Origin of the sequence: Advenella sp. S44, assembly GCF_002810445.1 — a bacterium.
Classification (GTDB): Bacteria; Pseudomonadota; Gammaproteobacteria; order Burkholderiales; family Burkholderiaceae_B; genus Advenella.
In genome coordinates this window covers 1,233,436-1,247,249 of sequence record NZ_NEXS01000003.1, presented here as the reverse complement: position 1 = coordinate 1,247,249, position 13,814 = coordinate 1,233,436, and the positions used below count along the sequence as shown (strand labels likewise).

At 56.3% G+C, this 13,814-nt stretch carries 11 protein-coding genes; 9 read left to right on the top strand and 2 right to left on the bottom strand.

Features of this window, described 5'->3' with window-relative positions; genetic code table 11:
* The 5 genes from CAP48_RS09810 (at nt 1) to CAP48_RS09790 (ending at nt 7,221) form a co-directional block, all read left to right on the top strand.
* Nucleotides 1–1,281, top strand: coding sequence for an acetyl-CoA C-acetyltransferase (locus tag CAP48_RS09810; protein ID WP_100695986.1), 1,281 nt, complete (start codon nt 1–3; stop codon nt 1,279–1,281).
* Nucleotides 1,282–1,293: 12 nt separating this feature from the next.
* On the top strand, nt 1,294–3,219 hold the full coding sequence (locus CAP48_RS09805) for a 3-hydroxyacyl-CoA dehydrogenase NAD-binding domain-containing protein (protein WP_100695984.1): 1,926 nt from the start codon (nt 1,294–1,296) through the stop codon (nt 3,217–3,219).
* Nucleotides 3,220–3,341: 122 nt separating this feature from the next.
* The gene (locus CAP48_RS09800; protein WP_100695982.1) at nt 3,342–4,811 is read left to right on the top strand and encodes an OmpP1/FadL family transporter; all 1,470 of its coding nucleotides are present in this window, start codon (nt 3,342–3,344) and stop codon (nt 4,809–4,811) included.
* A gap of 106 nt (nt 4,812–4,917) precedes the next feature.
* A complete protein-coding gene (locus CAP48_RS09795; RefSeq protein WP_100695980.1) occupies nt 4,918–5,496 on the top strand; it encodes a chalcone isomerase family protein in 579 nt (192 codons plus the stop codon).
* Nucleotides 5,497–5,544: 48 nt separating this feature from the next.
* Nucleotides 5,545–7,221 carry an AMP-binding protein gene (locus CAP48_RS09790; RefSeq protein ID WP_100695978.1) on the top strand — a complete coding sequence of 559 codons (1,677 nt, stop codon included), beginning with the start codon at nt 5,545–5,547 and terminating at the stop codon, nt 7,219–7,221.
* Nucleotides 7,222–7,502: 281 nt separating this feature from the next.
* Here CAP48_RS09790 and CAP48_RS09785 read toward each other — a convergent pair whose 3' ends face one another.
* Nucleotides 7,503–8,492: a CysB family HTH-type transcriptional regulator gene (locus tag CAP48_RS09785; protein ID WP_100695976.1), complete on the bottom strand. Its 990-nt coding sequence runs from the start codon at nt 8,490–8,492 to the stop codon at nt 7,503–7,505.
* Nucleotides 8,493–8,732: 240 nt separating this feature from the next.
* Nucleotides 8,733–9,839 carry an LPS export ABC transporter permease LptF gene (gene lptF / locus CAP48_RS09780; RefSeq protein WP_100695974.1) on the bottom strand — a complete coding sequence of 369 codons (1,107 nt, stop codon included), beginning with the start codon at nt 9,837–9,839 and terminating at the stop codon, nt 8,733–8,735.
* 56 nt (nt 9,840–9,895) lie between these two features.
* On the opposite strand from lptF, the gene CAP48_RS09775 reads away from it, so the two are divergent.
* The 4 genes from CAP48_RS09775 (at nt 9,896) to CAP48_RS09760 (ending at nt 13,636) form a co-directional block, all read left to right on the top strand.
* Nucleotides 9,896–11,425, top strand: a complete 1,530-nt coding sequence (locus CAP48_RS09775; RefSeq protein ID WP_100695972.1) for a leucyl aminopeptidase — start codon at nt 9,896–9,898, stop codon at nt 11,423–11,425.
* Nucleotides 11,415–11,849, top strand: coding sequence for a DNA polymerase III subunit chi (locus CAP48_RS09770; protein ID WP_100695970.1), 435 nt, complete (start codon nt 11,415–11,417; stop codon nt 11,847–11,849). Before CAP48_RS09775 ends, CAP48_RS09770 begins: the two co-directional genes overlap by 11 nt.
* A gap of 36 nt (nt 11,850–11,885) precedes the next feature.
* Complete coding sequence (locus CAP48_RS09765; RefSeq protein ID WP_100695968.1) at nt 11,886–12,821, top strand: hypothetical protein; 936 nt, start codon at nt 11,886–11,888, stop codon at nt 12,819–12,821.
* Between the two features lie 122 nt (nt 12,822–12,943).
* Complete coding sequence (locus CAP48_RS09760; protein ID WP_100695966.1) at nt 12,944–13,636, top strand: Bax inhibitor-1/YccA family protein; 693 nt, start codon at nt 12,944–12,946, stop codon at nt 13,634–13,636.
* The last annotated feature ends 178 nt before the right edge of the window (nt 13,637–13,814 follow it).

Genomic DNA, 13,814 nt, shown 5'->3' with positions numbered 1-13,814 from the left:
ATGACATTCAAACCTGTTTATGTCGTTGATGGTGCCAGAACACCCTTTTTGAAGGTGCGTGGCGGCCCAGGGCCGTTTTCTGCCGGCGACCTGGCTGTACAGGCCGGTCGCGCACTGCTGCTGCGCCAGCCTGTCCCGGCCACGTCGCTGTCCGAAGTCATTGTCGGCTGCGCCGCCCCCACTCCCGACGAAACCAATATCGGACGCGTGGTCGGGTTGCGCGTGGGCACGGGTCATCGCGTACCGGCCTGGACCGTCATGCGCAACTGCGCCTCGGGCATGCAAGCACTGGACTCGGCATGCGCCAATATTCAAACCGGCCGCTCGGACCTGGTACTGGCTTGCGGCACCGATGCGCTTTCGCGTGCGCCCCTGCTATTTTCCGATGCCATGGTCAGATGGCTGGCCAAATGGAACGGTGCAAAATCGACGGGCCAAAAACTTGGACTGCTGCGCCAGTTCAGGCCCGGCTATCTGGCGCCAGTCATCGGACTGCTCAAAGGCCTCACCGACCCGGTCATCGGCATTTCCATGGGACAGACAGCCGAGAATCTGGCCTGGGAATTTGGCATTACCCGTCGCGAAATGGATCAATTCAGTGTGCGCAGCCATGAGCGTGCCATCTGCGGAATCAATCGCCAGGCCTTCGACGAGATCAGCGCGATTATCGACGCAAAAGGAAACGCCTATACTGAAGACGATGGTATCCGCCGCGACTCCACGGCGGATAAACTGGGCAAGCTCAAACCGGTATTTGACAAGCCCAGCGGCAACATAACGGCAGGCAACAGCTCCCAGGTCACAGACGGCGCCGCCGCACTACTGCTGGCTTCCGAAGACGCCGTGAGCAAATGGAACCTGCAACCTATCGGTCGCATTGTCGACGCCCAATGGGCTGCGCTGGATCCTGCGCAAATGGGCTTGGGTCCGGTTCACGCCAGTGCGCCCATATTGCAGCGCCACGGGCTTGCCGTCAATGATCTTGACCTGTGGGAAATCAATGAAGCCTTTGCCGCACAGGTGCTTGGCTGCCTGCGCGCCTTTGAAAGCGAGAAGTACTGCCAGACGCACTTTGGCATGCCGGCTTTGGGTACGCTGGATCAGGATAAATTGAATGTGGATGGCGGCGCCATTGCCCTGGGCCATCCTGTTGGCGCCTCTGGCGCGCGCATTGTGCTGCATCTGCTGCAGGCGCTGCGTGCGCGCAATCTGAAACGCGGCATGGCTGCCATCTGCATCGGCGGCGGCCAGGGTGGCGCCATGCTCGTTGAAACACTGTAGTAAGGACCAATCATGACAACTGTGAAAACATACCAGAACTGGACCATACAGAACGATGCGCAGAATATTGCATGGCTGACCATAGACTGCCCGGACCGCAGCATGAATGCGCTGGCCAGCGACGTCATGGAAGAACTGGCCGATATTGTCAGTCACCTCGAAGCGACGCCGCCCAAAGCTCTGATCATCCGCTCGAGCAAGCCCAATGGATTCATCGCGGGGGCTGACGTCAAGGAGTTTCAGAATGTGGACAACATCGACAACGGCCGCAAGCTGATTGAACGAGGCTGGCATCTGTTTAACCGCGTCGAAAAACTCCCCTTTCCAACGTTGACGCTAATACATGGACCCTGCCTGGGCGGCGGCCTGGAACTGGCCCTGGCGTGCCGCTATCGGATCGCGGTAGACTCGCCCAAACCCGTCATTGGACTGCCGGAAGTCAAACTGGGAATCTTCCCGGCGTGGGGCGGCCTGATGCGACTGCCGCGCCTGATCGGGCCACAAACCGCGCTGAACATGATGCTGACCGGCCGCACACTGGATGGCCGCAAGGCCAAGTCCGCCGGTGTGGTGGATCTGCTGGTCGCCCCGCGGATTGCTGAAAAATCTGCCGTCGATCTGGTCACCTCGGACAAACCTGCACGCCAGGCCAAGGGGCTTGCCGGCATGCTCACCCGCGCTCCGTTCAAGTCGCTGATAGCGTCGCAGGCACGCAAGCAGGTCCGGAAAAAAGACCCCTACGGTCACTACCCTGCCACGCTGACCATGCTGGATATTTGGCAACAACATGACGGCGATCCGCTGGCCGATCCACAGGCGCTGACCCGGCTGTTGCAATCAGATGTAACACGCAACCTGATCCGCGTATTCCACTTGCAGGAGCGGCTCAAGGCATTCGGCAAAAAAGACAATGCCCGGCCTGTAAAGCATGTGCACGTTATCGGCGCCGGCGTCATGGGCGGCGGGATTGCTGCCTGGTGCGCCTTGCAGGGCATCAAAACCACCTTGCAGGATACCGACGCCCAGCGCATTGCCGGTGCGTTCAAGAACGCTGCTTCGCTCTACGCCCGCAAGGATCGCTATACCGCGCAGGCAGCCCGGGACCGACTGATCCCCGACCTGGAAGGCCATGGCGTTGCCACGGCCGATCTGGTGATTGAAGCGATCAGCGAAAACTCCCAGGCCAAGCAGTCGCTATACCAACATATTGAGCCGAAGATGAAAGAAGGTGCCGTGCTGGCCACCAATACCTCAAGCCTGTCCATTACTGAGCTGCGCAGCGCGCTGGCGCAACCCGAACGCTTTGTCGGCATCCACTTTTTCAACCCGGTCTCGCGCATGCCACTGGTTGAAGTCGTGCACGCCGACGGCGTAGCGCAACAGACTCTGGACACCGCTGCGGCTTTCGTCGGCAAAATTGGCAAACTGCCGCTGCCGGTTCAGGATACCCCGGGCTTTCTAGTCAATGCGGTGCTCGCTCCGTACATGCTGCAAGCTATGCGCTGCATCGACGAGGGAATGGACCCCGAAGTCATTGACACGGCAATGCTGGAATTTGGCATGCCCATGGGGCCCATCGCGCTGGCCGATACGGTTGGCCTGGACATTGCCATGGCCGCCGGCAAACAGTTGTCAGAAGGACAGGAGCCGCCACGTTGCCTGCAGAACAAAATTGCCCAAGGCAAGCTTGGCGTCAAAACCGGTGAAGGTTTCTATGTCTGGAAAAATCGCAAGCATGATCAGCGCAGCAATAAAACCATTCCGCAGGGACTGGCGCAGCGCCTGATCAAGCCGCTGATCGAACAGACTGAAAAGCAGCTCGCGCAGAACATTGTGCAGGACGCAGATCTTGCCGATGCCGGCGTAATTTTTGGAACAGGGTTTGCACCATTTACGGGAGGACCCATACATTACAAGCAAAGTAAAGGAGGCATATGACGATAAAGACAGGGAAACAGAACTGAATCCCCTCAATTACAAATGTGATAGCACTAACACGACCCGGATATCACCTTGGCCGTGATTGTAGCGATCACCGGTTTTACACTTAGGATGGACGTATGAAGAGACATACACACAAACTCCAGCGCACGCTTCTGAGCGCGGCACTGCTCGGAATGGGAATATCAGGCGTCACAGTGGTGCATGCCGCAGGTTTCAATTTGCTGGAACAGAATGCCAGCGGACTGGGCCTGGCATATGCGGGCAGTGGCGCCGTGGCGGATAACGCCTCTACCATCTACTACAACCCGGCGGGCATGACGAATCTGCCCGGTGTTAACGTATCGCTAGGGGGCAACTATATCGTTCCCGCCTTCAAATTCAGCAACGATCGCAGCTCACTGCCTTCAGCCTTTCGCACCCCCAACGCTGCGCTTTCCGGAGCACGCCTGGGCGATGAAGGCGACAACGCGGGCGGCGGTGCATTCGTACCAAATGCTTATGTCTCGTGGCAGGTATCCGACCGTCTGTTCGCCGGTCTGGGTATAGGCGCGCCATTTGGCCTGGCGACCGACTATGGGGATGGTTTCATGGGCCGCTACCATTCCAAGAGATTTGAAATCAAGACCATGAACTTCAATCCGTCGCTGGCCTACCGGCTCAATAACGACTGGTCGATCGGCGCGGGCATCAATATTCAGCGTATCAAGGCCGAATATGAGAAGAGCACCGTGGTCGATCTGCGCAGCCAGGTCACAGGTGCAATCACACAACAATATCTGGCCGCCGGCGTTCCGCCACAGCAGGCCGCCGCCATGGGCAAGGCAGCGGGTGACCAGTATGGTCCCATTCTGGAAGGTGATGCCAAGGTAAAAATGAACGATACCGCGTTCGGCTGGAATATCGGCGTCATGTTCCATCCGAGTGAGGACACCCGCATCGGCCTGTCATATCGTTCCCGTATCAAATACAAGGCAACCGGCGATACCGATGTCGATATCCATCGCCCATCGGCGGCCATGATTGGCGCGCTGCCTGCGCAGCTACAGCAAATCTACGGCCTGGTGCCCGCTTCGCTCACCTCGTCATCAAGCGCCAGTGTGACGCTGCCTGATACAGCCCTGCTCAGTATTTATCAGCGCGTCAGTCCGCGCTGGGAATTGCTGGGAGACATCCAGTGGACCGGATGGAGCAGCCTGCCGGAGTTGACCATCAAGAGCGATACCCTGCCCAGCGCCAGCCTGCAGTTGGGATTCAAGGACTCCTGGCGTCTTGCCGTGGGCGCCATGTATCAAGTGGCACCACAGTGGAAGCTGAAAGCGGGCGTTGCCTGGGATCAGTCTCCGGTGCGCTCGGCTGAACACCGGCCGGCGTCCCTGCCTGATAACGACCGCTATTGGTTTTCTGTCGGTGCACAGTACAAGCCTTCAGAAAATACCGCAATCGACGTCGGCTATAGCTACATGTATTTGAAAAAATCACGGGTAGACAATACCAACGACGGCAACCTTGCGCAATACGGTCGCCTGAGCGGCAGCTTCAAGGCCCATGGCCATATCGTTGGCCTGCAGGTCTCGCACCGCTTCTGATAGACCGCAACTGCGTTGGCTGTAGCTGCAAGACGCATGGGCCGGACTCTCTCCGGTCCATGCGCCGCGGACTGCACAGCACAAGGATTTTATTCGGAGACAAACAATGAAATTGACCGCAATTTTTCTGGCAGGCGCAGTCGCGATTGGGTCGATCCACGGAATAGACGCCAGCGCGCGGACGGTAAACGGTCATACCGTGCCCGATACGTTACACGTTGCCAACACGCAGCTGATTCTCAACGGTGCGGGCATTCGAAAGAAAGTTGTATTCGACGTATATCTTGCTGCGTTGTACACTGGGGAGAAAACCGACCAGGCACAGGCGCTGATTAATAGTACTGCACCGCGTGCCATGCGGCTGGTTTTGCTGCGCGACGTTGACAGCGCTTCACTGGCAGACGCACTGGATGAGGGCTTGCGGGATAACACCGATGAGCGCCAGTGGCAGGCCATACAGCCTTCGGCAAAACAGTTTGCCAGCCTGCTGCTCAAACAGAAAAGTCTTAAGCGAGGCAGTGTGATCGATATTGTATTCTCAGGATCGCGGGTGTCCGTGTCTGCGCAGGGAGCGCAACAAGGCGCCGTTGACGACGCGGCTTTTGCGCGGGCGCTGCTTGCCGTATGGCTGGGCCAAGATCCGGCTCAGTCGTCATTGAAGCAAGCCCTGCTGGGTGCTAATTGACGCTGCTCACAGCGTTCCGCTAATTGTCCTTTACGAGCAGGATAAGAAATGGAAAAAATCTGGCTAAAAAATTATCCAAAAGGGGTTCCGGCCGAAATCAATGTGGACGATTACGCCTCTCTGGCGGACTTGTTCAATGAAAGTTGCGAGCGCTTTGCCGACTCGACGGCCTATATTTCCATGGGACAGTCGCTCAGCTACGCACAGCTGCACGAATCTGCCCGTCGCTTTGCGGCCTGGCTGCAGGCACAGGGCGCAACACGGGGAACACGGGTCGCATTGATGATGCCTAACGTCCTGCAATATCCAGTGGCCCTGTTTGGCACCCTGCTTGCCGGCTGCACGGTCGTCAACTGCAACCCACTATATACGGCCCGTGAACTGCAACACCAGCTTAAGGATGCCGAAGCAGAGTTCGTGGTCGTGGTGGAAAACTTTGCACACACGCTTGAAGTGGCCATACCGGAATTGCCCAAGCTCAAGCATGTGGTGGTTACCACGCTGGGTGATATGCTGGGCGCGGTCAAAGGCCTGGCTTTGAATCTGATCGTACGGCATGTCAAAAAAATGGTGCCTGGCTGGTCATTGCCCGGACATCTTCGCTTTGCCGATATCATGAAGCGTACCAACGTAGCAGATTTCAAGGTGGTCAGCCTGGATCATTCGGATATGGCATTCCTGCAATATACCGGCGGCACTACAGGCGTTGCCAAGGGCGCGGTGCTCACCCACGGTAATATGGTGGCCAATCTGTGCCAGGCCTATGCCTGGGTAAAACCGCATGCAAAAGAGGATGGTAAAGACTTCATTGTCACGGCCCTGCCCCTTTATCATATTTTTGCCCTGACCGCCAATTGCCTCACGTTCATCAAACTTGGGGCCACCAATCTGCTAATCCTCAATCCGCGCGACGTTCCGGCTTTTATCAAGGAACTACGCAAGTATCCGTTTACCGCCTTCACCGGCGTTAACACACTGTTCAATGCGCTGATGAACAATCCCGATTTCAAATCGGTATCTTTTGACAATTTGACGCTCACGCTCGGCGGCGGCATGGCAGTTCAGCGAACCGTGGCCGAACGCTGGAAAAAACTGACTGGCAAGCCACTGACGCAGGCTTACGGCCTGACTGAGACTTCACCGGCGGCAACCATCAATCCACTGGATCTGAAGCAATTCAATGGCTCAATCGGCCTGCCGGTTCCTTCTACCGATATTTCAATTCGCGACGACCAGGGCACGGAGCTGGCCGTTAATGAAACCGGCGAACTTTGTATCAAGGGACCTCAAGTCATGCGTGAGTACTGGAACAGGCCGGCCGACACCCAAAAGGCTTTCGAACCTGACGGTTTCCTGCGCACTGGAGATATGGGATATATCAACGAGGACGGATATATTTTCCTTGTCGATCGCAAAAAAGAGCTCATCATTGTTTCGGGATTCAATGTATACCCATCGGAAATCGAAGAGGTTGTGGCTTCGCATCCCGGTGTTAACGAAGTGGCGGCCATCGGCGCTGATAACGGCGCATCCGGCGAAGTAGTCAAAATCGTCGTGGTCCGCAAAGATCCGTCGCTGACGGAAAGCGCATTGATCGATTTTTGCAGGACCGAACTGACCGGTTATAAGGTGCCCAAGATCGTTGAGTTTCGTGATGAATTGCCCAAATCGCCGGTGGGCAAAATTCTCAAACGTGAACTCAAGCAGGCATCCCCACAGGATTGACCCTGGAATAAATGCGCAGGCTGCCACGTGCTGCAAGCAGGCGTCCCGCCAGGGTTAACGCTGGACAGAAAGCGCAGACCGTGACAGGCGGCATCGAGAACACAGCCCTGAAGCGTGCTACTTGGTATTCAGGGCTGTTAGTATTGCTCGGTGTGTGTACTGTTTCTGACTGCCGAACAGGCTTGTCACTATCCGCACTGTGTCTTGTCCCGACACCATGTCTTGACGCTCTTTCATAACGCTGTTTCATCAACCAATGTCGCGGCGACGGTATAAGCGGTCTACGATACGCGGCGCAGCGGTGGCGCATAGCCGCTATCGGTATCGCCTGTGCCCGTGCAATTGACCGCGGCTTCAACGACATCGCGACTCAGCTCAGGAGTGAGCATGGCCAGGAAATCGTAAACATAATCGCGCAGGAAAACACCGCTTTTCAGACCGATGCGGGTAGTGTGCGTACCGAAAAGATGGCCTACCGGAATACCGACAAAACCGGCGTCACGCCGCGGGTCAAAGGCCACACCAGCAATAATACCGATACCCATTTCCACATCGACATAGGTTTTGATCACATCGGCGTCAATGGCCTCAAGGACAATATCCGGTTTCAGGCCCTTGCTGGCAAAGGCCTGGTCGATAGAAGTGCGTCCCGAAAAAGCCCGATCATAGGTAATGAGAGGAAATTGCGCGATCTGTTCCAGCGACAGGTTCTTTGCCTGCGAGGAAGTCAGTTCTGTCAGCGGATGGTCTGGCTTGACCACCAGGGTGTGCTCCCAACTATAGCAGGGCAATGTCGCCAGGCCGGTCACTTCGGACAGGGACTCGGTCGCCAGAGCAATGTCGGCCTGCTCTTGCAAGACCATTTGCGCCAATTGCAGCGGGCTGCCTTCGGCCAGGGAGACGTGAACCTTGGGGAAGCGGCGCCGGAACTCCGGGATGAATCGCGGCAAAAAATACCGCGCCTGAGTATGGGTACATGCAATGACCAGGCTACCCTCGTCACGTCGCGCAAACTCGTCGCTCACTTTCTTCAAATTATCGACTTCGATCATAATGCGCTCGATAATGCTGGCCACTGCCTGCCCCGGTTTGGTCAGGCCTTTGATACGCTTGCCATGACGCTCAAAGACCTTGACACCCAGCTCGTCTTCAAACTCGATAATGGCTTTGGACACACCGGGTTGCGAAGTGAACAGGATCCGGGACGCCTCGGTCAGGTTGTAGTTACGTCTGATGGTTTCACGTATAAAACGAAATTGCTGTAGATTCATTATCCTTGCCTTTTTGAACCACCCAAGTCGCTGCAGCTGGAACGCCGGAACAGTGACAACAGCTCAGAGGCCATAGGCCAGGAGCGTCGTGCTACCTGCTGGTGGTGACAGCGCATCGCCGCCCGCGGCGATACACATTAACGGATTATAAGTTATAACAAATCGTTTTTATATAATTAATTTATATATACATATAGTCTATTACAGATGAAATACTCAGCCGATATCCAGGAACGCTTATTAAGCTGCTGATTTTTTGGGCGTTTTCAGGCGCATTCGGGTATAGAACGCATACAGACACAGGGCAAGGACGATCACATGCAAAGACAGTGTGCCGGTGAGAAAATCAATTTTACCGTTACCGATCCAGCCTCGCATGAGATTAATCATGTTCATATAAAGCAGACCAACCAGACCCGCGAGCAACACGTCTGCGGACCGGCCCAGTCGCGGATTGACCGCGCCTAGCGGGATGGCCAGCAATGCCAGGTTCAGCGCAGCCACCGGCAGGGAAACACGCCACATGATTTGCGCCTGACTTTCAGCCTTGCGATCCTGAATCAAATTAACGGTAGGACGCGATTTCATCTGGGTCAGCGCATTCTGGCGCGCGATTTCGTCGGCGCTGGTTCCGGACGAATTCTCCAGACGCAATGTGTAGGAGTCAAAACTTACCATCCGGAATTCTGCGCTGTCGGTTTTCATATCATAGCGGTTGCCGGGGCCCAGAACCACGTAGCGATCGCCGTTGTCTTCGCGACGGATACGGGCGTTTTGGGAAGTCACAATCGTATACCAATCCTGATCCAGGACACGTGCAAAGACAGCGCCGATCTCGTCCTCGGGATTTTTGGGCTCTTCAGTAAAAAAAACGCGCGCGCCTTCTGCCGATTCAATAAACTGCCCCGCGGTGATCTTGGACAGATCTGAGCGCTGTTCGTAGCGTTGACGATACTCCTCGATCTGTCGATAAGCCCAGGGCGTCACTTCCAGCGTCAAAATCCCGATTAACACGCAGACTGGAAGCGCAACACGCAAGACGGGAGAAATCCAGTTCTTGAGCGATACGCCGCTGGCGAACCAGACCACCATTTCCGACTCTCGGTAATTGCGTGAAACGGTTGTAATGGTGGCAATGAACAGCGCCACTGCGAGAATGGTAGGCAAGGCCGTGATACTGGAGAGCGCCGCAATACCCAACACGATGTCCGCGCCGATCTGTCCAGCTGCAGCCTGACCCAACAGCCGAACCAATAGCACGCTTAGCCAAACGATAATCAGCGTTGAAAAGACAACGCCACCGTGACTGGTGATTTCTGCAACAACGGACCGTTTGAATAGCGACATAAGTAAAGATGGGGGATAATGAGGACATCTTTCCGACGTCTCAAGGTAGAAACAACATGGAATTTAACACACAAACAAGCCGCTCGATTCATCAAATCAAGACCCCCGCCTTATTCGTCGGGGTGTACACCGAGGGTGTGCTTGGAGAGACGGCAAAACTCGTCAACCATGCATCTGACGGGGCCCTTGATGCCGTGCTCAAACGGGAGTTCAAGGCGGCGCCCGGCACGCTGTTTGACTTGCGTGCCCTGCCCGGCATGCGCGCCGCACGCGTCGTGCTGGTCGGACTTGGCGCCAAGGAAAAGTTCAACAGCAATGTCATGTCCAAAGCGCATGTGGCCATTGCCGGTTATTGCACCGACGGCTCGCTCGCCGAAGCGGTTTCCACGCTGCTTGAAGAGCCTTGCCCGGCAGCCACCCTGCGCCACAGCGCGCAACTGGCAGCCACTGCTGCCGGTAATGCCACTTATAAATTCACCGCCACCTTCAGTAAAGAAAAGCGGTCCGACCCCTCGACCTTCAAGAAACTCACGTTCACCGTAGACAAGCCCGACCAGAAACAGGTTGAAGAAGGCGTGCAACACGGTGCTGCCATTGCCAGGGGCCTGCATCTGACACGCGAGCTGGGCAACCTGCCGGCCAATGTATGTACGCCAGCCTACCTGGGTGACCAGGCCCGTCAGTTGGCCAAGGAGCATAAATCCATCACCGCAGAAGTGCTGGAGCGCAAGCAGCTTGAAGCATTGAAGATGAATGCCTTTTTATCGGTAGCCGCAGGCTCTGATCAGCCGCCACGCTTTATCGTACTCAAGTATTCGCCCGAGCGCGGTAATAGCAAGAAAAAACGCAAATCCGAAGGCCCTGTTGTCCTGGTCGGCAAGGGCGTCACTTTTGATACGGGCGGCATTTCACTCAAACCCGGCCTGGGCATGGATGAAATGAAATTCGACATGTGCGGCGCCGCTTCCGTACTGGGCGTGTTCAAGGCGCTGGCCCATATGGAGCTGGATACCGAGGTCATCGGCCTGATTCCGGCCACGGAAAACATGCCAAACGGACGCGCCACCAAACCGGGCGACGTCGTCACCAGCATGTCTGGCCAGACCATCGAAATTCTCAATACCGATGCCGAGGGCCGGCTGATCTTGTGTGACGCCCTGACTTACGCCGAACGCTTTGAGCCGGCTGTCGTCGTGGATATCGCAACACTGACCGGCGCCTGCATCGTGGCACTTGGCAATTTCCATAGCGGACTGTATGCAAGCGACGACGCCCTTGCCGATCAGTTGCTAAGCGCGGGCAAGCGCGCCCTGGATAGCGCATGGCGTATGCCGCTGGATGAGGAGTACCAGGACCTGCTCAAATCCAATTTCGCCGATATGGCCAATATTGGGGGGCCTGCTGCCGGTTCAGTGACCGCTGCATGTTTTCTGGCGCGCTATACCAAAGCCTATCGCTGGGCGCACCTGGATATCGCCGGAACGGCCTGGCTCAAGGGCGGCAAGGACAAAGGCGCTTCCGGACGCCCCGTCCCCATGCTGTGCCAGTTTCTGATTGAAAGGCAGGCTCAAGCGAATGCGGATTGATTTTGCGTTCGGCGCGACCGACAGGCTTGGTATGGCCTGCGAGGTCGTGCGCAAGCAGTATCAGGCCGGGCAACCGGTCCTGATTTATTGCACAGATCCGAAACGATTGGCCGTATTTTCGCGCAAGCTGTGGGCGCTGCAAGATACGTTGTTTATTCCGCACGATGAAGCCGGGCCGGATACGCCGGCAGACAGTCCGGTGCGAGTGACACGCCACAGCCCTGCGCAGGCGCTGCAGGAAGGTGTGCCGGTGCCCTGGCTGCTGAATCTGGACTTGGCATGTCCACCCGATACTGACAGGTTTGCGCGACTGCTGGAAATCGTCTCCAATCATGAACTGGACAAGGCCGCTGCCCGCGTTCGCTACAAACAGTACACTGCTGCCCGCCATGATGTCCGGGCTCATAATATCTCGAGCCAATGACACGCCGGCCCATTGCCGGAAGGAGCCTCTATTATTATGTCCATCATCTTCAGAAAACGCCCTGATCATACTGTCTCGGTTCCACCAGAAGCCAAGGAGCCGCATCTGGATCTGCATTCGATCGACGCCCGGCTGGAAGAAGCGCCGGACGATGACGATATTCCGGTCCTGCATCCCCCAACCTCGCCATCGGCGCATCAAGCCGGGCGGCACACTGCCCCAAGTATGCCCGCGCCCCGCCACGGCCCACCACCGTCTGACGGACCTCAAGCAGCACCCCGGATGGCTGAACCTCGGATGGCTGAATCCGCAGAGCCTGCCTCCCCGATCGGGCATCGAGTTCGTGAGCCCGCCGTCCACATTCCACCCCCACCGGCAGTTACGCGCAGCCGGTCGGGCGACCCACACAAACCCGCCTGGCAGGACGAGGATGACGATATGCCTGTTCTGATGCCAGCCCAGCGCCCAACGCAAGTGCCGCCATTTGATCCTGCAACGGGAGCAAAGTCACCGGGCGCTACGTTTTCTTCTCCTGCTGCGGCCTCTGCGGCCAGCGTTGACGATGCATCCTCGTTCCCCGGCCACCCCACTGCCGAAGACTACGCACCGTTTTTAAATCAGGCCCGGGATTCGCATGGGCATCACAGCAAGCCGGAATTGTATGTGTGGTCGGATGATGAGAATGACGCTTTCGCCCAGGCCGCAAAATCCGATTTCACACTGAACCGGATCGAGCCCACTGCGCGCCGGCCAACGTTTGATGCATCGCTGTTTCGTGCGCCATCGCGGGCAAACGCCCTGGCAAGTTCAGTGGCGCCGGCTGAGCTTTCGCCTTCCGATCCATCGTCACAGATGCAGGCGGAAATTGATGCGCTGGTTACCGAGTTGCTGGACGAATCCCATGACTACCTAAAAAGACGCTTTCTGGAAGAGATCCCGGAAATTATTGCCAAATATCGCCACAACAAATAGCAGATGTCATCAGCGACTATTGAATTTTACGCATTTCAGGTAAAATTCAGGGAACTGTCAGACTGATTTGCGGTCTGATGTATACTGAAATTCACGATAATTGATTTGTAATTGGAGAGACCATGACTGACTTGCGCCAGACTCTACCTCAGGAAGGATATGCACCGGGCCAGGTGGTGCGCAATCGTGTATTGCGCAATACCTACTGGCTGCTTGCTGCCTCCCTCGTTCCCACCGTGCTGGGTGCCGCCCTTGCGCTGCAATTGAATCTGAACGCCCTTCTGGCTCCGGGTATTTCCACAATTGTCTTCCTGGTGGGAGCCTTCGGCCTGATGTTTGCCATAGAAAAGAACAAGAACAGCTCTCTGGGCGTTGGCCTGTTACTGCTGTTTACGTTCTTCATGGGCATGATGCTGTCGCGGCTAATCGGCCATGTGCTGGACTTTGGTAATGGCGCACAGTTGATCATGCTAGCCTTCGGAGGCACCGCGGTAATCTTCGGTGCAATGGCTACCATCGCAACGACCAGCAAGCGCGATTTCACCGGCATGCAAAAAACCCTGTTCATTGGTGCGATTGTTCTGCTGCTGGCTGCCGTGGCCAATATCTTCCTGCAGATCCCTGCACTGGTGCTGACCATTTCCATCATGGCCATTGTTATATTTTCGGCCTTTATGCTGGTTGATGTACAGCGCGTGGTCAACGGTGGCGAAACCAATTATATTTCGGCAACACTGGCCATTTATCTGGACCTCTACAACGTGTTCGCCAATCTGCTGGCTCTGCTGGGCATCTTCGGCGGCAGCCGCGAATAAGCGCTGCAATACAGCGCGCCTATACGCTGTCGACACGCTGCAGCCCTAGCGCAGCAGGAAACTTGACTCAAACCGCTATCACGCACAACTGTGATAGCGGTTTTTTTCTTGTGTATTGTGTAATGCACCTTAGCCGCCAGTGTCCGACCGGGGTCGCTATAACGGTGTCTCGTTCTTA

Excerpts from the sequence above, each read along its gene's own strand:
- CAP48_RS09805 (WP_100695984.1), top strand. The coding sequence starts at position 1,294 with ATGACAACTGTGAAAACATACCAGAACTGGACCATACAGAACGATGCG.
- lptF (WP_100695974.1), bottom strand. The coding sequence starts at position 9,839 with ATGTCGCTATTCAAACGGTCCGTTGTTGCAGAAATCACCAGTCACGGT.
- CAP48_RS09775 (WP_100695972.1), top strand. The coding sequence starts at position 9,896 with ATGGAATTTAACACACAAACAAGCCGCTCGATTCATCAAATCAAGACC.
- CAP48_RS09795 (WP_100695980.1), top strand. The coding sequence starts at position 4,918 with ATGAAATTGACCGCAATTTTTCTGGCAGGCGCAGTCGCGATTGGGTCG.
- CAP48_RS09760 (WP_100695966.1), top strand. The coding sequence starts at position 12,944 with ATGACTGACTTGCGCCAGACTCTACCTCAGGAAGGATATGCACCGGGC.
- CAP48_RS09785 (WP_100695976.1), bottom strand. The coding sequence starts at position 8,492 with ATGAATCTACAGCAATTTCGTTTTATACGTGAAACCATCAGACGTAAC.
- CAP48_RS09765 (WP_100695968.1), top strand. The coding sequence starts at position 11,886 with ATGTCCATCATCTTCAGAAAACGCCCTGATCATACTGTCTCGGTTCCA.
- CAP48_RS09800 (WP_100695982.1), top strand. The coding sequence starts at position 3,342 with ATGAAGAGACATACACACAAACTCCAGCGCACGCTTCTGAGCGCGGCA.
- CAP48_RS09790 (WP_100695978.1), top strand. The coding sequence starts at position 5,545 with ATGGAAAAAATCTGGCTAAAAAATTATCCAAAAGGGGTTCCGGCCGAA.
- CAP48_RS09770 (WP_100695970.1), top strand. The coding sequence starts at position 11,415 with ATGCGGATTGATTTTGCGTTCGGCGCGACCGACAGGCTTGGTATGGCC.
- CAP48_RS09810 (WP_100695986.1), top strand. The coding sequence starts at position 1 with ATGACATTCAAACCTGTTTATGTCGTTGATGGTGCCAGAACACCCTTT.